Source organism: uncultured Streptococcus sp., from assembly GCF_963536705.1.
GTDB lineage: Bacteria > Bacillota > Bacilli > Lactobacillales > Streptococcaceae > Streptococcus.
This window is the reverse complement of record NZ_CAUTAP010000011.1, coordinates 76,058-95,245: the sequence shown is the minus strand read 5'-3', so window position 1 is coordinate 95,245 and position 19,188 is coordinate 76,058. Positions and strand designations below refer to the sequence as shown.

16 protein-coding genes are annotated in these 19,188 nt (G+C 44.3%); 10 read left to right on the top strand and 6 right to left on the bottom strand.

Annotation, left to right across the window (positions count from 1 at the left end; genetic code table 11):
- Nucleotides 1-648, top strand: a 648-nt coding sequence (locus RWX26_RS07570; RefSeq protein ID WP_314580507.1) for a CHAP domain-containing protein, incomplete at its 5' end; no start/stop codon positions are given.
- Between the two features lie 34 nt (nucleotides 649-682).
- Here RWX26_RS07570 and RWX26_RS07565 read toward each other — a convergent pair.
- Genes RWX26_RS07565 through RWX26_RS07550 form a run of 4 tightly spaced genes read right to left on the bottom strand, consistent with a single transcriptional unit; the run spans nucleotide 683 to nucleotide 5,259 of the window.
- Nucleotides 683-1,918 carry an aminoacyltransferase gene (locus RWX26_RS07565; RefSeq protein WP_314580505.1) on the bottom strand — a complete coding sequence of 412 codons (1,236 nt, stop codon included), beginning with the start codon at nucleotides 1,916-1,918 and terminating at the stop codon, nucleotides 683-685.
- Nucleotides 1,919-1,932: 14 nt separating this feature from the next.
- Complete coding sequence (locus RWX26_RS07560; RefSeq protein ID WP_314580503.1) at nucleotides 1,933-3,147, bottom strand: aminoacyltransferase; 1,215 nt, start codon at nucleotides 3,145-3,147, stop codon at nucleotides 1,933-1,935.
- Entirely contained in the window at nucleotides 3,147-3,956 is an 810-nt protein-coding gene (gene yidA / locus RWX26_RS07555; protein ID WP_314580502.1) for a sugar-phosphatase, read from the bottom strand. The genes RWX26_RS07560 and yidA overlap by 1 nt, the downstream gene beginning before the upstream one ends.
- 1 nt (nucleotide 3,957) lies before the next feature.
- The gene (locus RWX26_RS07550; RefSeq protein ID WP_314580499.1) at nucleotides 3,958-5,259 is read right to left on the bottom strand and encodes an HD domain-containing protein; all 1,302 of its coding nucleotides are present in this window, start codon (nucleotides 5,257-5,259) and stop codon (nucleotides 3,958-3,960) included.
- Between the two features lie 115 nt (nucleotides 5,260-5,374).
- Here RWX26_RS07550 and RWX26_RS07545 point away from each other — a divergent pair, with 115 nt between their 5' ends.
- The 3 genes from RWX26_RS07545 to RWX26_RS07535 all read left to right on the top strand — a co-directional run bounded on the left by RWX26_RS07545 (nucleotide 5,375) and on the right by RWX26_RS07535 (nucleotide 9,623).
- Nucleotides 5,375-5,761, top strand: a complete 387-nt coding sequence (locus RWX26_RS07545) for a DUF1934 domain-containing protein (protein ID WP_314580496.1) — start codon at nucleotides 5,375-5,377, stop codon at nucleotides 5,759-5,761.
- Between the two features lie 285 nt (nucleotides 5,762-6,046).
- The gene (locus RWX26_RS07540) at nucleotides 6,047-8,743 is read left to right on the top strand and encodes a cation-translocating P-type ATPase (protein WP_314580493.1); all 2,697 of its coding nucleotides are present in this window, start codon (nucleotides 6,047-6,049) and stop codon (nucleotides 8,741-8,743) included.
- Nucleotides 8,744-8,831: 88 nt separating this feature from the next.
- Nucleotides 8,832-9,623, top strand: coding sequence for a DUF2785 domain-containing protein (locus tag RWX26_RS07535; RefSeq protein WP_314580491.1), 792 nt, complete (start codon nucleotides 8,832-8,834; stop codon nucleotides 9,621-9,623).
- On the opposite strand, the gene RWX26_RS07530 is transcribed toward RWX26_RS07535, so the two are convergent.
- Entirely contained in the window at nucleotides 9,617-10,477 is an 861-nt protein-coding gene (locus RWX26_RS07530; protein ID WP_314580489.1) for a metallophosphoesterase, read from the bottom strand. The two genes, RWX26_RS07535 and RWX26_RS07530, sit on opposite strands and share 7 nt — an antisense overlap.
- 310 nt (nucleotides 10,478-10,787) lie before the next feature.
- On the opposite strand from RWX26_RS07530, the gene prfB reads away from it, so the two are divergent.
- From prfB to ftsX, 3 genes are all read left to right on the top strand, one after another.
- A protein-coding gene (prfB, locus tag RWX26_RS07525) for a peptide chain release factor 2 (RefSeq protein ID WP_097677707.1) occupies nucleotides 10,788-11,883 on the top strand; the annotation gives its coding sequence in 2 pieces (ribosomal slippage) (nucleotides 10,788-10,859 and nucleotides 10,861-11,883; 1,095 coding nt in all).
- 44 nt (nucleotides 11,884-11,927) lie between these two features.
- Nucleotides 11,928-12,620 carry a cell division ATP-binding protein FtsE gene (gene ftsE / locus RWX26_RS07520; RefSeq protein ID WP_002895890.1) on the top strand — a complete coding sequence of 231 codons (693 nt, stop codon included), beginning with the start codon at nucleotides 11,928-11,930 and terminating at the stop codon, nucleotides 12,618-12,620.
- Nucleotides 12,613-13,539, top strand: coding sequence for a permease-like cell division protein FtsX (ftsX, locus tag RWX26_RS07515; RefSeq protein WP_009660576.1), 927 nt, complete (start codon nucleotides 12,613-12,615; stop codon nucleotides 13,537-13,539). Before ftsE ends, ftsX begins: the two co-directional genes overlap by 8 nt.
- A 68-nt stretch (nucleotides 13,540-13,607) precedes the next feature.
- Here the strand turns inward: ftsX and RWX26_RS07510 are convergent, their stop codons facing one another.
- Nucleotides 13,608-14,246: an MBL fold metallo-hydrolase gene (locus RWX26_RS07510; protein ID WP_314580485.1), complete on the bottom strand. Its 639-nt coding sequence runs from the start codon at nucleotides 14,244-14,246 to the stop codon at nucleotides 13,608-13,610.
- Nucleotides 14,247-14,381: 135 nt separating this feature from the next.
- Between RWX26_RS07510 and RWX26_RS07505 the strand changes: the two genes are divergently transcribed.
- The 3 genes from RWX26_RS07505 to RWX26_RS07495 all read left to right on the top strand — a co-directional run bounded on the left by RWX26_RS07505 (nucleotide 14,382) and on the right by RWX26_RS07495 (nucleotide 19,151).
- Nucleotides 14,382-16,826, top strand: a complete 2,445-nt coding sequence (locus RWX26_RS07505; protein ID WP_314580484.1) for a bifunctional DnaQ family exonuclease/ATP-dependent helicase — start codon at nucleotides 14,382-14,384, stop codon at nucleotides 16,824-16,826.
- Nucleotides 16,827-16,925: 99 nt separating this feature from the next.
- Complete coding sequence (locus RWX26_RS07500; RefSeq protein WP_314580482.1) at nucleotides 16,926-17,906, top strand: YeiH family protein; 981 nt, start codon at nucleotides 16,926-16,928, stop codon at nucleotides 17,904-17,906.
- A gap of 12 nt (nucleotides 17,907-17,918) precedes the next feature.
- Nucleotides 17,919-19,151 carry an FtsW/RodA/SpoVE family cell cycle protein gene (locus tag RWX26_RS07495; RefSeq protein ID WP_314580480.1) on the top strand — a complete coding sequence of 411 codons (1,233 nt, stop codon included), beginning with the start codon at nucleotides 17,919-17,921 and terminating at the stop codon, nucleotides 19,149-19,151.
- Nucleotides 19,152-19,188 lie beyond the last annotated feature (37 nt).

Here is a 19,188-nt window from a genome sequence, read left to right as displayed (position 1 = left end):
CGTCAGGCTGATGGTACTTATCGTAAGCATGTATATGCGCGTGACCATAAGAATAATGCAGGCGAGTACAATGTTCACTTGTATTACTTAAATAATCAAAATCAGCTGCAGGGAGCTGGTGGAGAAAAGACCTCTATCTCCGTGAATCGTCCTCAAGCAGCTACCAATCAGCGAGACCGCGTCCTTGCGGCGGCAGCTGCTATGGTAGGTGTCAAGGGAGGCAGTGCTGAGCATCAGCGCTTGGTCAACGATTATAACAGTGTCAGACCGCTGCCAGTTGGCTATGCTGTAAAAAACACAGATGACTGGTGCGACATTTTTACGACAGTTATTTTCCAAAGAGAGGGCTTGAGCGATCTTATTGGCCGCGAGTGTGGTGTAGAGCGTCATATTCATATTTTCAAGAGACTAGGCATCTGGAATGAAGATGGCAATTCGACACCTAGTGCAGGTGATATCATCACCTTTAACTGGGACAAAGATACCCAGCAAAACGATGGCTGGGCTGATCATATCGGTATTGTCGAAAAAGTCGAAAATGGCATCATTCACACAATTGAAGGCAACAGCAATAACGTAGTTAAACGCAATACTTACCGCATCGGTCATGGAAATATCCGTGGTTTTGCGACACCTCGTTATAAATAAACACACAAAAAAACCAAGGGAAACCTTGGTTTTTTTAACGTCTTAGAATTTTCTTTATGAGCTGAAGCAGCTTAAACTTGAGAGGGTTAGGATAATAACGGAAAGTCCCCATTTTTCGGACGATGAAGCCGTTGAAGTTCTGCTTGAAGCGTAGAACACCGTCAGAACCGTCGAAAATTCCCATAATACCGAGGAAATTATAAAATGGGATACCTCTCTTGATGCTTTCGGTCATAACGTATTCCTGCAGCAGGGCTGGAGCGTAGAATTTATTAAACTCAGGATAGGAGCCACTGAAAAGATAGGTTGCTTCCTGAGGAGTATAGATAAAGAGGCTGGCAGCCAGAATTTGGTCTTGGTCGCCGTACTTGTCAATCAGCTCTTGGGCCTCTGCTTTACGGGTTTCAAAGCTATCAAACTGGCTGGAAAGCTCTCGCAGCTGATTTTGCTTCTTTTCAGATTGAGGATTGTTTTCCAAGTCAGCCTGCAGTTTTTGAATCTTCTGGCTCAGTTTCTCTTGGTCTTTGTGTAAGTTCTGAAGATAGTCCTTGAAGTTGAGACTGGCTGTCATAAAGTCCGCTTGCTTACCAAAGCTATCATAAAAATCTTGATAGTAGTCTAGTGGCTTGTCATCGTATTCCCGCCTGTCAGAAGTAGCAGCTGTCATGTCTTTAAAAATGCTGAGTTGGTCACGCTCCAGCCTTTTTAGCTTGATACCAAAGGTATTAGCCTTTTTGACAGTCGCCTTGCCATTTTTACTGAAGGATTTTAGCAGGTCTTTCTCCGTCAGACCAGCTAAGTCTTTGACATAATGCCAATCAGGCTCCCCGCCTGGATAGCCTGTCTGTAGGCCGTCAAAGTCAAAGCCCATATCAGTCAGTTGCTGGATAAGCTCGACTTTTTCATCAGATGTGGGCTGGCCATTGCTGTCAAAAGTCTGATACGTCTCGTAAGGCTTGATGATGAGCTCCAGGGCGCCTTCTTTTTTAGCATAGGCCTGCAAAGCTTGATAGAAGGGAGTCAGATATAGTGCATCGGTAGAGACAGGACCGCAGTTGATTTCCATATGGAGGCCGCCAGTCATAGGCATACTGTAGAGGACTGCAGACACCACTACCTGTCCCTGCGGGTCAGTGTAGCCGATATACTGGGTACTGAAGCCACGCTTGCTCAGCAGCTCTGCCATTTCCACGGTCTGCATAAAAGAGCGTTGGGAGCTAGCTGAGGTATGCTGGATGAATTCTTCTTGGCTGAGAAGTTTAAAGGTCATAGGCTTCCTTTCTTTTAATGCTTGCTGCGCAGTTTCTTTCTGAGAGTGTAGGCCAGATTGGAGAGGTGGTAAAGAGGATTGGTTGGCAGGTTAAACTCACCAGCAAATTCCTCAATGGTTGGATTGAACTTGGATTTAAAGCTGTAGAGACCGCCCTTGAGGTCGTTTTCGATTCCGCCCATATTTTGCCAATCTGCTCCGCGCTCAAAAGCATGTTTGGCCGTTTCGTACCAAGTGATGATAGCAGGCTGATAACGACGGTATTCCTCGTCCATACCAGCATAGATATTTTCAGAGGTCTTGCCGTATTCTAAGACCAGTGTGCCAGACAGGGGAACGACAGCAGCATCTTGGCTGATTTTGTCCTGCAGAAAGTCAATCTCTTCTTGGAGGCGTTTCTGTTCTTGCTGGTTATTCTCAATCTTGCCGGGCTTGGTTTTCTCGGTAAATTTCTCTGCTTCTTTAAGTGTCTTGGACAGCTGAGCCTGCAAGTCTTCCAAGCGTGACTTTAGATCAATGCTGGACAAGGTGATGTAGGAGTGCTCAGGATAAGTATCCAAGAGTTTTTGGTAATAGTCTTTGCCGCGTAGGTGGATGTTTTTTCTATTTTCCGTTTTCTTCATCAGGGCTGAAAAGTCATCCAGTAATTCAGCTCCGCCAAATTGGATTTGAATACCTTTGTTACGGGCTGTACGAATAGCCTGCCGAGTACTCTTAGAAAGCAGATCCTCGCTGAAATCTTCTTTATGAATATTGGCCTGCAAGCGAGGCTGGATGGTTTCGTCCAGAGACTCAGTCCGCCCGACCCAGACAGCTCCTGCTTGCTGCAGTTCTTGAATCAGCTCAACTGTCTCTGCCTTGTCTTGCAATTCACCGCCCATCTTGCTTTCTGCCAGAAAGAGGCTAGGATCAAACTTGACAAAGAGCGCTTTTTTCTCCTTAGCAAATTTCTTGAGCGACGCCAAAACAAAGGTCAGCAGCTCCTTGTCACTATAGTCCATGATGGGACCGCGCGGGATATAAAGCATGGTCATCCCCAAGGGCAGTGGTTTAATCAGGATACTGGCTGCAGCAACCAAGTGGTCGTCTTTATAGAAGCCCAAGCGCTCATTTGCCCAGTTATCTTTGATCTGAGCCCAGGCTGAGCTCTGTAGGAGATTAGCCTGCGGATGAGCCGTGACAAAATCGTCGTGTTCCTGAGCTGAAATTCCAATTTTGTAACTAAACATTATTTTAAAACCCACTCTCTAATAGCGTGTGCTACGCCGGATTCGTCGTTCGATTTCGTGATATATTTGGCGATTTTCTTGAGTTCTTCCTTACCATTTTCCATGACAACAGGAGAGCCGACAGCTTCCAGCATGGCGCGGTCGTTTTCTTCATCACCGATAGCCATGGTCTGCTCCTTACTCAAGCCCAGTTTTTCGGCCAGATGAAGGATAGCAGCCCCTTTATTGACAGTCTTTTTGACAATTTCCAGATAGAAAGGAGCTGATTTAACCAGTGTATATTTTTCGGCTAATTCCGGTGGCAACTTGGCAATGGCCGCATCCAGAATTTCTGGTTCATCAATATACATGCACTTAACGATTTCTTTATTGACCATTTCTTCAGGTGTGCGGTAGAAGATAGGCATGCTGACCAGATTGGACTCGTAAACAGTGTACTTGCCGATGTTGCGATTAGCTGTATATATGCCATCCTTGGTGATGGCATGCATATGAACACCTAATTTTCGCCCGAGCAGTTCGATATCCAGATAGTCATCATAGGTCAGTGTTTCTTTGATTAATTCTTGACCTGTAAGAGTATCCTGCACCAGTCCGCCGTTGAAGGTAACGACATAGTTGTCTGGCTGATTAAGCTCTAGCTCCTCGAGAAGCTTTTGAACTCCTGCAATAGGACGGCCGGTTGCAATGACGATTTTAACGCCAGCATCCTTGGCATCCTGAACAGCGCTGAAGACTTCAGGAGTAATTTCTTTTTGGTTATTTAAAAGGGTGCCGTCAATGTCAACGGCAACTAATTTGATAGACATATTATTCTCCGTAGGTAAATTGGTCGTTTTTGATATAGTGCATAAAAGTCTGGTTTTTTTCGCTGAAAAGTCCGGTTTCTGCCAGCATTTCCTTGGGGAAGTAGAAGCGATTATCGCCCTGTCTGGTCCCAGCTAGCGAATGAACGATAGGAGACAGGCTGGATAGTTCTGCTAAGCTGCCATCTTTTTGCAAGATTTCAATTTGAGTCCGAGGTTTTTCAACGTCAGGCCGGTAGAAATCATAAGGCAAATCGAAGTTACGATGGATAGCAGTATAGTAATCCGGGTCGAAGCCAACCTGTCCGACAAGATCCCGCATGACATCCAAATGCTTTTCATTTTCCTGAGAGAAGACGATGGATTTAAAGACCTTACGGTTGATGAAACGCTGAGCTAAGTCAGATAAAATCTTGTCTGGACTAGTCATCCAAACTTGGAAATAGGTATTCATAACACCATCATCCAAGGCCAGATAATCCTGCAGGGTCACTCTATTTTCAAAGAATGGAATAAGATTGGGTGATGACAGCGCAAAATAATCCTTCTGAGCCGGATAGAGAAACTTGGCCCGCTTGAGCAGATTTTGCAGCAGAACTTCCATAGCTCGGCTGGCCGGGTGGAAATAGACCTGCATGTACATCTGGTAGCGGCTGACTACGTAATCTTCTACCGCATGCATACCATTGCGCTTGAAGGCGATGCCGTTTTCTACAGGACAAATCACTCGTAAAATTCTGGTCAAGTCAAATTGTCCATAGGAAGCACCAGTAAAAAAGGAATCTCGCAAGAGATAATCCATCCGGTCCACATCAATCTGGCTGGAAATCAGCTGGACCACCTGCTTATTGGGATAGGTATGGTTAATAACGCTAGCTACCTTTTCTGGAAAATCTGGTGAAACCTGCACCAGAACCTGATGAATCTCTGTTTCAGGACTGGTGATGATTTGCTGCGTAATATCCTCGTGATTGGTATCAAAAAGGCGCTCGAAAGTGTGTGAATAAGCTCCGTGCCCCAAGTCATGCAGGAGAGCGGCTGTCATGGTCAGCAAGCTTTCATGGCTATCCCAGTTGGCTTGGTATTTTTCGTTGAAAATCTTGGTGATGCGCCGAGCAATCTCGTAGGCTCCCAGACAATGCGAAAAACGGCTGTGCTCCCCGCCGTGGAAAGTATAGCCGGAGGTACCCAGCTGTTTGATGCGGCGCAGCCGTTGAAATTCTTTAGTATTGATTAAATCATAAATAACCTGATGGTCCACATGAACATAATTATGAACCGGGTCCCGAAATACTTTTTCAATCATGCTACCATTATACCACAAATCAGAGTAGGAAAAAAATCAAAGCTGCAAATGAAAGAAGAGCAATTTTGTCCTTTTTTTGATAAAATAAGGAAAGAAAAATAGAAACGAGATGAAGATGCAAATCAGAATAAAAAATCAAATCCAGCTGGACGGTCATACTGAGCTAATCGATCAGGTCTACGATACGGACTGGACGCAAAAGGGAGACTATCATTATCTGCTATACAAGAATGAAGAAGGAGAGAAAGTAGTTCTGAAATTTCACGATAAAGAGTTGGTTATGACGCGCTTTTCTGTGCCCAAGTCCATCATGCGATTCATCAGTCAAGGTCAGTCGCTGGTTAGTATCCATACACCTGTAGGCTTGCAGCAGTTTGTGACCGATACTCCTTTCTATAAGGTTGATTTTACTAATCAAGTTTTGCAACTTCATTATCAGCTAAAAACTGTTGATGGGGAGCAGATTTTTGCCAGCTATGAGATGGAGATTAGCTGGGGTTAGCTGCTATTCTCCGAGAAAACTATTGAAAATCATAATGTTTCCCCTTGCAAAAGCTTGAAAATTTGGTATAATAGTTTCTAACTCAAGGGAGTAGCTAACGGAATAACCGTTACAAGGTCGTCAATACGAAAGAAATTTCCGGCCTTGTATGAAATAGCGAGACTTGTTAATAAACAGGTCTCTTTTTTGTTTCTGACTTTTTGGATATGACTGATGCGGATCGAGATGATGAGTCCTAGTGGTCAGAAAAGTTCAGAAATAAAAGAGGCCAAGAGGAGGAATACATTGTCAAAAGAACAAAAGCGCCAAGCTTTTTACACCCAGAGTCCTGAGGAAATTTTCAAAACTTTGGACGCTTCAGAGCAAGGTTTGTCCAGTCAAGAAGCAGCCAAGCGTTTAGCTGATTATGGCCGCAATGAACTGGATGAAGGGGAGAAAAAATCTCTCCTGATGAAGTTTTTGGAGCAATTTAAGGATTTGATGATTATCATCTTGTTGGTAGCAGCGCTCTTGTCTGTTGTCACATCAGGTGGTGAAGACATTGCGGATGCCTTGATCATCCTAGCGGTAGTAATCATCAATGCCATCTTCGGCGTCTATCAGGAAGGCAAGGCTGAAGAAGCGATTGCGGCTCTCAAATCCATGTCCAGCCCGGCTGCGCGTGTCCTGCGTGATGGCCATGTCACAGAAGTAGATTCTAAGGACTTGGTGCCTGGTGATATCGTTAGATTGGAAGCCGGTGACGTTGTTCCAGCAGATATGCGGCTTTTGGAAGCTAATTCACTGAAAATCGAAGAAGCAGCTCTGACAGGTGAGTCTGTACCGGTTGAGAAAGACTTGACTGTTGAGGTAGCTGCAGATGCTGGTATTGGTGACCGTGTGAATATGGCCTTCCAAAACTCAAATGTGACCTATGGTCGTGGGGTTGGATTGGTTGTTAATACAGGGATGTATACAGAAGTCGGCCACATCGCAGGTATGTTGCAAGATGCGGATGAAACGGATACACCTCTTAAGCAAAATCTTAATAGTCTGTCTAAGGTTCTGACCTATGCTATCTTGGTGATTGCTGCAGTGACTTTTGTAGTCGGTGTCTTCATTCAAGGGAAAAATCCACTGGATGAGCTGATGACTTCTGTAGCTTTGGCAGTTGCGGCTATTCCAGAAGGTCTGCCTGCTATCGTTACCATCGTGCTGGCTTTGGGAACTCAGGTTTTGGCTAAGCGGAATTCAATTGTCCGTAAGTTGCCAGCTGTTGAGACTTTGGGATCAACTGAGATTATCGCTTCAGATAAGACTGGTACCCTGACCATGAATAAGATGACGGTCGAAAAAGTCTTTTATGACGGAGTCCTGAATGAAGCTGGACAAGATATTGAACTTGGCTTGGAGCTACCTCTCTTACGTTCGGTTGTCTTAGCCAATGATACTAAGATTGACCAAGAAGGAAAACTGATTGGTGACCCAACAGAAACAGCCTTTATCCAATATGCTCTGGACAAGGGCTATGATGTGAAGGCCTTTTTAGGGAAATATCCTCGAGTAGCTGAGCTGCCATTTGATTCAGACCGTAAGCTCATGTCTACCGTTCATCCATTACCAGATGGGAAATTCTTAGTAGCAGTAAAGGGAGCACCAGATCAACTATTGAAACGCTGTGTTGCCCGTGATAAGGCTGGAGATGTTGCAGCGATTGATGATGCTACTTCACAGTTGATTAAGTCTAACAACTCAGACATGGCTCACCAAGCTCTGCGTGTGCTGGCTGGCGCCTACAAGATTATTGATGCAGTTCCGACTGACCTGACGTCTGAAAATCTGGAAAATGATTTAATCTTTACTGGTTTAATCGGTATGATTGACCCAGAACGTGCAGAAGCTGCAGAAGCCGTTCGTGTAGCCAAGGAAGCAGGTATTCGTCCAATTATGATTACCGGTGACCATCAGGATACAGCTGAAGCTATCGCTAAGCGCTTGGGTATCATCGAAGAAGGAGATACTGAAGACCATGTCCTGACTGGTGCAGAGCTCAATGAGCTTTCTGATGCAGAATTCGAAAAGGTTGTTGGCCAATACTCTGTCTATGCCCGAGTTTCGCCTGAGCATAAGGTACGGATTGTCAAAGCTTGGCAAAACCAAGGTAAGGTCGTAGCCATGACAGGTGATGGTGTCAATGACGCACCAGCTCTGAAGACTGCGGATATTGGTATCGGTATGGGCATTACAGGTACAGAAGTATCTAAGGGTGCCTCTGACATGATTCTGGCAGATGATAACTTTGCGACCATCATTGTAGCCGTGGAAGAAGGACGCAAGGTCTTCTCTAATATTCAAAAGACCATCCAGTATCTCCTTTCAGCTAATACAGCTGAGGTGCTGACTATTTTCTTGGCAACCCTCTTTGGTTGGGATGTGCTGCAGCCAGTTCATCTGCTTTGGATTAACCTAGTAACGGATACCTTCCCTGCCATCGCTCTGGGAGTTGAGCCAGCTGAGCCTGGTGCTATGAATCATAAGCCTCGCGGCCGTAAGTCTAGCTTCTTCTCAGGTGGAGTGATGAGCTCTATCATCTATCAGGGTGTCCTGCAAGGGGCTTTGGTTCTGGCGGTTTATGGTTATGCTATCTCTAATCCCGTCCATGCCGGTGATATCAAGGCTATCCATGCGGATGCTCTGACAATGGCCTTTGCAACGCTTGGCCTCATCCAGCTCTTCCATGCTTATAATGTAAAATCTGTTTACCAATCTATCTTTACAGTTGGTCCATTCAAGTCTAAGACCTTTAACTGGTCTATTCTGGTTTCTTTCATCCTATTGATTTCAACTATTGTAATTGATCCACTGGAAAAGATTTTCCATGTGACCAAGCTGGACTTGTCACAATGGACGGTTGTTTTGATTGGTAGCTTTGCCATGATTGTCATTGTTGAAATTGTTAAGTTCATCCAGCGTAAATTAGGTATGGACAAAAACGCTATTTAACAGCAAAAAGTCATCTGCGGATGGCTTTTTTGCGTACAAGGCGATATAATCAAATTCAAAGAAAGGAACTCGAAAGGACGGTGAAAGTATGTATCAAAACTTACGAAAGAAGTTGGAAGAGGCTTCTCCTTTATATTATGAGGAAGAAATCTTATGGTTACTGGATCATATTGGTCATCCAGAAGCGACAATCCGTGATGAGTTAGTCTTTTCGTCCTTAGCGAGGGGACTTCAGGCTGACCTATTTTCAGCTGAACAGTTTCGTTTCTTGGCTCAAGAAGCAGTCAAAAGACAAGGACTTTTTTACGAGAGTGATAAAAATGGTCAAGCTACCTTAACACGTTCCTTCACGGCTTTACTTTATGCCAATCTCTTAAACTGTGATGGCAATCTAAACTCTTCGTATTATCAGGCTTTATCAGTGCAAGGAAGAAAATACTTACTAGATAAGGGGTTAAGCTACTTGTCAGTCGAAAGAGACACAAGGGGTTACTCCAGGAAATACGGTTGGGTCCATGCCTTCGCTCATGGAGCAGACTTATTGACAGAAGTGGCTTGTCATCCGGACTTTCCCTCCAGTAGGATGCCAGAGGTTTTAGAGGTCATTCATCAAGTTTTTAAAAGAGTCTCAGTTCGTTTCGGAAATGATGAGGATTGGCGCTTAGCCCAGGTGCTCTATCAAGCCGTCTTAAAGAAAAAACTGTCGCAGCATGAACTTAGACTGTGGCTTCAATCACAGAGTTTTCCATTGGAAAGCAACCAGGACTTCATTGCTTTTTCCAATTTTCGCTCCTGTTTATTAGAAGTCTATGTGCAGTTGGACAGCAAAAAACAGCTATCAGATGAGCTGAGAGCTGCTATTCAACATTTCCATTACTGAACTTCAATGACCGTTAAAGCATCTCGCAGTTCAGCTGCCAGGTGTTTTTTCTTATAGTCTCGGAATTCGGCTAAATCTTTAATAGCATTATAACGCTTGTGCAGGCGATACATCTGGGGAATCTTATACTGAGGAAAGTCATTAAAAAAGTTCCGAGTCAGTTCCCATTCGCGGATGTAGCCCAGAGGACGCATATGGTAGCGGACCCCTTCGATAACACGGCTTTGATGGCGGTGGTGGAGATGACCAAAAACCACCTCTTTCACCTTGTATTTGACAAAGAGCCGATGAAAAGCTTGGCTTCCTAGGAAGGCGTTGAAGCGCTGGAAATAGGGATGGTCGTATAGAAAGTCTTGATGGGGGACAAAATGCAGAGCAACAATAATGGGATCATCTAAAGTCGCCAGCAATTTTTCTAACTCTTGCAGCGTCTGAACTGTAATACTAGGGTCGTCGAGTTGACGCTCCAATCTGCGGTCAAACCAGAAATTGGTCTTGGTTCTCAGATGTTCTTCCTTGCTTTTTTCTGGAACAAAGCTGTAGTCATACCAGCCAGAAAAGCTGACGAGCGTGGTCCGGCCGAACTGCTGGATCTGAAAATCATAGTTTAAAATTTCTTGCTCAGAAAGTCCCAGCATATCGTGATTTCCCAGATTAAAAGAAAGAGGAATCTCTTGCTTCAAAGTTTCAAGAAAGGGCAAACTAATCTTGGTCAGGTCGTTGGACAGGTCCCCAGCAATGTGTAGGTGGTCAATCCCTTCCTCTTTTAAAAGCTGGAGAAGAGCTTGGTGCTCAAAATCCCCAAACTGATTGGAGTCCAGATGGAGGTCGCTCATAAATCCGATTCTTGTCATGGTTTTAGTCTAGCATATTTTTCAAAACTTGGAAATGCTTAAGCACCTATGGAGAGTCTCCCTTTTATCTGAATACCTAATAAATTATGGCAATTATCTGTTTCGTTTATTCATGGATGAAGTCTAGGAAGTCTTGAAATAATTCTTCCAACCCCATGTCATTATATTACTTTTCTAACAATTAGGTGACAAGGAGTCGCTTGTCTTGCCTAGCTAGGGAAAATCCGATAAAATGTAAGCTGCTGAATGTGAGATTAGGCAAACTGTTTAATTTATGTTATAATTAAACGATGTGTGAAAAGAGGTATTTATGGACATTTCAGAAATTCGTCAAAAGATTGACGCAAATCGTGAAAAATTAGCTTCTTTCAGGGGGTCTCTTTGACTTAGAAGGTCTGGAAGAAGAAATTGCCATCTTAGAAAATAAGATGACAGAACCCGACTTTTGGGATGACAATATTGCAGCCCAGAAGACATCTCAAGAGCTGAATGAACTCAAGCAAACCTATGAAAATTTCCATCAGATGACCGAGCTTTTTGATGAATCGGAAATCTTGCTTGATTTTCTGGCTGAAGATGAGTCGGTTCAGGGTGAGTTGGAAGAAAAGCTGGCGGAACTCGAGAAAATGATGACCAGCTACGAAATGACCCTGCTCCTATCTGAACCTTACGATAATAATAATGCCATTCTTGAAATTCACCCGGGCTCTGGTGGTACAGAGGCCCAGGATTGGGGAGATATGCTGCTGCGTATGTATACACGCTTTGGCAATGCCAAGGGCTTCAAAGTAGAGGTCTTGGACTATCAAGCTGGTGATGAAGCAGGCATCAAGTCAGTGACTCTTTCATTTGAAGGGCCGCACGCTTATGGTCTGCTCAAGTCAGAAATGGGAGTCCACCGTTTGGTCCGGATTTCGCCATTTGACTCAGCTAAACGTCGCCATACTTCCTTTACCTCAGTAGAGGTCATGCCGGAGCTGGATGACACCATTGAGGTGGAAATTCGCGATGACGATATTAAGATGGACACTTTCCGCTCGGGAGGAGCCGGCGGACAGAACGTCAATAAAGTTTCTACTGGTGTGCGACTGACCCATATTCCTACGGGAATTGTGGTGCAGTCTACCGTTGACCGGACTCAGTATGGAAACCGCGATCGGGCGATGAAGATGCTACAGGCTAAGCTTTATCAGCTAGAGCAAGAGAAACAAGCAGCCGAAGTCGACTCACTCAAGGGAGATAAGAAGGAGATTTCCTGGGGCAGCCAAATCCGCTCCTATGTCTTTACGCCTTATACTATGGTCAAAGACCATCGGACCAGTTACGAAGTAGCACAGGTGGACAAGGTGATGGACGGAGATTTGGATGGTTTCATTGATGCTTATTTGAAATGGCGTTTGAACTAGGAAATGTAAGAGATTAGAATTAGATTGAAAGGAAATTTCAATAGATGTCAATAATTGAAATGAAAGATGTTGTCAAGAAGTATGGCAACGGGACCACTGCTCTGCGTAGTGTGTCTATTAATGTAGAACCTGGGGAGTTTGCCTATATTGTAGGTCCTTCAGGAGCAGGAAAGTCAACCTTTATTCGTTTGCTTTACAGGGAGATAAAGCTGGATAAGGGAAGTCTGAAAGTAGCTGATTTCGACTTAGCTAAGATTAAGAAGCGCGATGTTCCAATGCTGCGCCGTCAGGTTGGAGTCGTTTTTCAGGACTATAAACTTCTTCCTAAAAAGACGGTGTATGAGAATATTGCTTACGCCATGGAAGTTATCGGTGAGCGCCGCCGCAATATTAAAAAGCGGGTTATGGAAGTGCTGGACCTAGTTGGTCTTAAGCACAAGGTTCGCTCATTCCCTAATGAGCTTTCCGGTGGTGAGCAACAGCGGATTGCCATTGCGCGTGCGATTGCCAACAACCCTAAAGTCCTGATTGCGGATGAGCCGACAGGAAACTTGGACCCAGATAATTCTTGGGAGATTATGAACCTGCTGGAGCGGATTAACCTTCAGGGAACAACTGTCCTGATGGCAACCCACAACAGCCAGATTGTAAATACTCTGCGTCACCGCGTTATTGCTATTGAAAATGGCCGTGTGGTACGTGATGAAGCGGAAGGAGAATACGGATACGATGATTAGAAGATTTTTTCGTCATTTGATTGAGTCGCTTAAGAGTCTTACGCGGAATGGTTGGATGACTGTAGCGGCTGTCAGCTCGGTTATGATTACCTTGAGCTTAGTGGCTGTTTTTGCTTCAGTAATTTTAAATACAGCTAAGCTGGCAAATGATATTTCCAATAATGTCCGCGTCATGGTATACATGCGTAAGGATGTTTTCGATAATAGCGAAACGATTGTAAAAGAAGGTCAAACAGTTCAGAATGAGGACTACCACAAGGTTTATGATGCTCTGACTTCTATGAAAAATGTAGAGAAGGTTACTTTTTCTAGCAAGCAAGAGCAGTATAATAAGCTAACAGAGACCATGGGTAGTGAGTGGGATGTTTTTGATGAAGAAAATAATCCTCTTTACGATGCTTATATTGTTGAGACCAAGGCACCTAAGTATGTAGAATCTGTTACAAAAGATGCTCGTAAGATTGATGGTGTTTCAGAGGTTCAAAATGGTGGTACCAATACCAAAAATCTCTTTGCGTTTTCTAATTTCATCCAAACATGGGGATTGATTGGGACAGCGCTTCTGATTTTCATTGCTATCCTTCTCATTTCCAATACTATTCGGATTACCATTATTTCCCGAAGTCGCGAGATTCAAATCATGCGCTTGGTTGGTGCCAAGAATAGCTATATCCGCGGACCATTTCTGTTTGAAGGAGCATGGATTGGCTTGCTAGGAGCAACAGTTCCGTCACTTGTAGTGTATTTGACATATGGTATAGCCTACAAGACTATGAATAAGAGCTTGGTAGGTCAAGGACTTTCTATGATTGATCCAAAACTCTTTAGTCCGATTATGATAGCAGCACTCTTTGTGTTGGGAATTCTTATCGGATCATTGGGATCTATCATCTCTATGAGACGTTTCTTGAAGATTTAATAAATCGTAAAAAAACAGAGTTTGAAGAATTTCAAACTCTGTTTTTGTTATAGGTATTGCTTAAATGGCTACTGAGCTAAAAATGGATTAAAGATTTTTTCATGTGAAATAGTGGTATCATGACCATGACCAGGATAAACAGCGTAGTCTTTGGGCAATACCAGAAGTTTCTCACGAATAGACGTCAATAATTGCTCCATGTTTCCAGTCGGCAGATCCGTTCGTCCGATGCTTTCCCGAAAGAGGGCATCACCTGTCAAAACAAGGCGGTCATCTGGAAAGACTAGAGAGACACCTCCGATGGAGTGGCCGGGTGTTGCAAGCACATAGAAGTGAAAGCCTCCAAGATCATAGTCTGTCTCGTAGGAGAAAAACTTCTCTGCTGGTCGACAGATAATATCATCCATATCGGCATGGCGCGCCAGACCAGATAAATTATCTGTCGGTGTGTAGAGCCAGCTGCTTTCGCTCTCAGCCACATAGACAGGTGGGGCAGCATAGTGCTCTCGGACCTTTTCTAAACTCATAATGTGGTCATAATGGGTATGGGTCAAGAGTATAGCAATCACAGGCTTGGCGAGTTCCTCCAGCTTGCGCTCAATCTTTTTCCAGTCACTGCCAGGATCGATGACTAGGAGACCCTGATCGTTCTCTAAGATATAGGTATTTTCAAAAGCAACAAGGTTGATAATTTTATGAATTTTCATCTGATTTCCTCGGAAAATGTATTCTGCTATTGAGTGTAACAGAAAAGAAAATTTTTTGCACAGAATTGCTTTCTAGGCTAGGGCTGAAAATTTTCAGATGTCTCAGAAAGGCTTTTATGATATAATCATAGCAGTATGACACAAAATGATTATAAGTATGCCGTTGTGGACTTGGAGGCTACAGGAACGGGCAGCAGTGCAAAGATTATCCAGATTGGCATTGTTCTGATTGAAAATGGAATCATTACTAAGACTTATGAAACAGATGTCAATCCTCATGAGGAACTGGATGAGCATATCAAAGAGTTGACAGGTTTGGATGATGAGCTGCTTGGCCGAGCCCCGGAGTTTTCTCAGGTAGCAGCGGAGGTATATGAGCTGATTCAGGATGCGATTTTTGTCGCTCATAATGTCAAGTTTGACGCTAATCTACTAGCGGAGGCCCTTTTCTGGGAAGGGTTTGACTTGCTGACACCGCGTGTGGACACGGTGGAGTTGTCTCAGGTCTTTTACCCGACCTTTGATAAATATTCCTTGGGTAATCTCTGCGATCTGCTGGATATTTCTTTGGAAAACGCCCATACTGCTCTGGCAGATGCTCAAGCAACGGCTCAGCTATTTTTAAAAATACAAGACAAAATCAAGAGCCTGCCCAAGGCCTTGGTTGAGAAAATGCTAACTTTGGCGGATAGCATTATCTATGAGTCGCGTCTGGCTATCGAGGAAGTTTATCAGACAATGCCGGATCAGCAAGATAAGGAACTGCAATCCTGCCATGGTATTTTCCTGCGACGTCCCCAAAAGCTGACTTCGGAAAAGAAGCTGTCGCAGGATTTCCTGACCAATCTATACCTGCTGGGCTTAGAAGAGCGGCCAGAACAGCTCAAGTTTGCTCGCTTTATGGAGGAAGCTCTGGACCAGCAGGAGGCTAGTTTTTTAGAGGCGCAGACAGGCTTAGGTAAGACCTTTGGCTACTTGCTGCCTATCTTGTCTAGAGGTCAAGAAAAAGTACTAGTGACGGTTCCGACTAAGATTCTGCAGGACCAGCTGTTGCGAAAGGAAGGGCGATTGTTGGAGGAAGTATTTGGTATTTCCTTTCACAGTCTCAAGAGTCCGGAGAATTATATCAAGCTGGACCATTTCTATCAGACACTGGACAGGGAATATGACAACCGTTTGGTTAATCGCTGCAAGCTGCAACTCTTGGTTTGGCTGACAGAAACTAAAACAGGTGATTTGAACGAAATCGGGCAAGCTCATCGCTTCTCAAGCTACTTCAATGAAATCCGTCATGATGGCAAGCTAAGCAAACAATCTCTTTTTTATGAGGAAGATTTTTGGCGGTTGGGACAGGTCAAGTCGGCCACCAGTCGAGTCGTGATTACCAATCATGCTTACCTGCTGACGCGTTTAGAGGATGACCAGTCTTTGCTGGACAATCGTGTTCTGGTAGTTGATGAAGCTCAGAAGATGTTTTTCGCTTTGGAAAGCTTCTCCCAGGCCAGTATAAATCTGACTAAAACGCTGCAGCAGATAAATCATCTCCTTCAGGAAGAAGGGGAACTTCTGCAGCAACGGCTTTTGCAAAGCATTCAGTTTGAGCTGGCTGATGCCGCAGAGAAGCATCGCAAGAAAGCATCTGAGCTAAGTCCGGAAAAGATTGCCCGACTGCTTCAGGATGTGTCCGAGTTAAAGACTAGTGCACTGCCTGAGCTACAGCACTTGTTCAGTGGCAAATACCAGTATTATTGGTTGGTTGATGAAGTTTTGGCAGATCATCGCTTGATGACTCTGCATGCTGGCCGTTCGGAATTGCTGCATTTTACCGATTTTTTACCTGAAAATGCTAAGATTATCTTGGTTTCGTCCACTCTGGAAATCAGCTCTAATGTCAATCTGGCGCAGTTGCTAGGCTTTGAAAGTTATCACTTTTACAAGCTGAAGAGCAAGAAGAAGCCACTGCAGAAGCTCTTTTTAGATGAAAGTTTTCCAGCAGTAGTGGATTTGTCAACTGAAGATTTTGCTCGAGAGATTGTTGCTTGCCTGCAAGAAGTAGCAGAACTTGGTCTGCCTATCGTCGTCCTCTTCACCTCTAAAGACTTGCTTTTGGCTGTTTCGGACTTGCTGGCTCTGCCGCATTTGGCCCAATATAAAAATGGCGATGCTGGCAATATCAAGCGGCGTTTTGATAGAGGAGAGGCAGGTATCCTTTTGGGCTCTGGCAGCTTCTGGGAGGGGGCGGATTTTGCTGAGCAAGATCAGATTATTCAGCTAATCACTCGGATTCCATTTGATAATCCCAAGGATTTCTTTGTGCAGAAGATCAACAGCCGCCTGAAAACGGAAGGTAAGAATGCCTTTTATGATTATCAACTGCCTCTTGCCATCTTACGGCTTAAGCAGGCTATTGGCCGGACTCGGCGCAATGAGCATCAGAAATCAGCTGTTATTCTTTTGGACAATCGCATTTCTAGTAAACGCTATGGAAAGCAGATTCAGCATCATCTATCACAATTGGCTTCTTTGGATATTCTGCCAGAGGCAGCCATTATGCAGGAGTTACAAGACTTTTTTGACTGAAGCTATCTCAAATCGGCTGAGTTTTATCAGCTGATTTTTTAGGTTCATTCAGATTTTTGGGACAAAATTTGTTATAATGAGAGGCATAGGAAAGAAGGGGTGTTCGTGAAAAAATATTTACCAGGAATTCTGTTATCTTTTGGCATAGCAGCTGTTTCTATCTTTTTAGGCGGTTTGCTTCCCTTGATAGGCTCTAGTGTTTTGGCTATTGTCTTTGGGATTGTTTTGAACAACAGCATGAAGCTGCCAGCTGTTTTTCAGGAAGGACTCAGCTATTCAGGGAAGAAATTGCTGCAGTATTCCATTATCTTTTTGGGATTTTCCATGTCCATAGGTCAGGTTTCTGAGACGGGGCTTTCTTCTCTTCGTATCAGTCTTATCACCATTCTGATAGCCTTTCTGGCGGCTTATCTGGCTGGCCGTTTCTTTAAGATGAACCGCGTCTTGACTATTTTAATAGGTTTTGGAACAGCCATCTGCGGTGGCTCTGCCATTGCGGCCGCCTCACCAATCTTGGAGGCTGATGAAGAGGAAATCGCTCTGTCCATCTCCACTATTTTCTTTTTCAATATCTTAGCAGTATTCATTTTCCCTTTTTTAGGGCATTTGCTGCAGATGTCGGATGCCTTTTTCGGGACTTGGACCGGAACAGCTATCAATGATACTTCGTCAGTAGTGGCGGCAGGCTACACATATAGCCCGTCAGCTGGCGACTTGGCGACCATTGTCAAGCTTAGTCGGGCTCTGATGATTGTACCGGCCTGCTTGATCTTCGCAGCTTATCGCTATATCAAGTCTAAGCAGTCAGCACAAAAGACAAACTTGAAACAAATTTTTCCTTGGTTTATAGCTTGGTTTGTCCTAGCTTCACTTATCAGCAGTTTTGGATTTCTGCCGGCTGCTGTCATCCCCTATACAAAATTCATTTCTCAGTGGCTGATGGCTATGGCCTTGGCAGCTATTGGCGCAAAGGTTTCCTTTAAGCAGTTTAAGCAAGCAGGAGCAGCGCCTTTGCTGACTGGTGCCTTCGCTTGGTTTTGCGTCGCTGTTTCTAGCTTGATTATCCAGTATTTTTTCTAAAAAGGAGGGACTATGCCCTATCAAAGACGGACGTTTGAGTCTCGGATTGATTATAGTTTAATTTTGCCTGTTTTGATGCTGCTCTCAATCGGTGTTGTGGCTATTTACATTGCTGTTAGTCATGATTATCCTGACAATGCTTGGCCCATGGTTGGGCAGCAGATTGCCTGGATTGCGGTGGGCTTCCTGCTCAGCTTTATCCTCATGTTCTTTAACACCAAGTTTCTTTGGAAAATCACGCCCTATCTCTATGTTTTTGGTCTTGGCCTCATGGTCTTGCCTCTGATTTTTTACAGTGAATCGTTGGTCGCCTCCACTGGTGCTAAAAACTGGATTGCTATTCGTGGGGTGACCCTCTTTCAGCCCTCGGAGTTCATGAAGATTTCTTACATCCTTATGCTGTCGCGGCTGGTGGTCCATTTTCTCCAGCAACACAAGCAGGATGAGCGAACCCTAGCTTTAGACTTTTTTCTAATTTTTAAGCTTGGGCTCTACACTGTGCCTGTTCTGGTTCTGTTAACCCTTCAGAGTGATTTGGGGACAGCTCTGGTTTTTGTTGCTATATACGGTGGCATAGTGCTACTGTCAGGTGTTTCTTGGAAGATTATCCTGCCGGTCTTTCTGACGGGAGTCCTGCTGTTGGGAGGATTTCTCTTTATCTTTATTTCCGATGGCGGCCGTGCTTTTCTGCATAATCTAGGCATGCCAACCTACCAAATCAATCGGATTTTGGCTTGGCTTCACCCTTTTGATTACGCTCAGACGACCACTTTCCAGCAAGCACAGGGACAAATCGCTGTCGGAAGCGGCGGTCTGACTGGTCAAGGCTTTAATGTTTCGAATCTCTTGGTTCCTGTTCGGGAGAGCGATATGATTTTCACCGTCATTGCAGAAGATTTTGGTTTCTTAGGCTCGACCTTGGTTATCATGCTTTATTTACTGCTGATTTATCGCATGCTCAAGATTACGATTAAATCCAACAACCAGTTTTATACTTATATCTCAACCGGCTTTATCATGATGCTGCTCTTCCATATCTTTGAAAATATTGGAGCGGTGACAGGGATTCTGCCTCTGACAGGGATTCCGCTGCCCTTTATTTCACAGGGCGGCTCTTCCATCATCAGTAATCTTATCGGTGTTGGTCTCCTGCTGTCCGTCTCCTATCAGAACAGCCTGACGGATGAAAAGAAGGAGCGAATTCCTGCAGTCCGAAAAAAAGTCGTACTGAAGAAATTAAAATAAACATAAAGTAAGTTTTTGACTCACAAATCAGATGCGA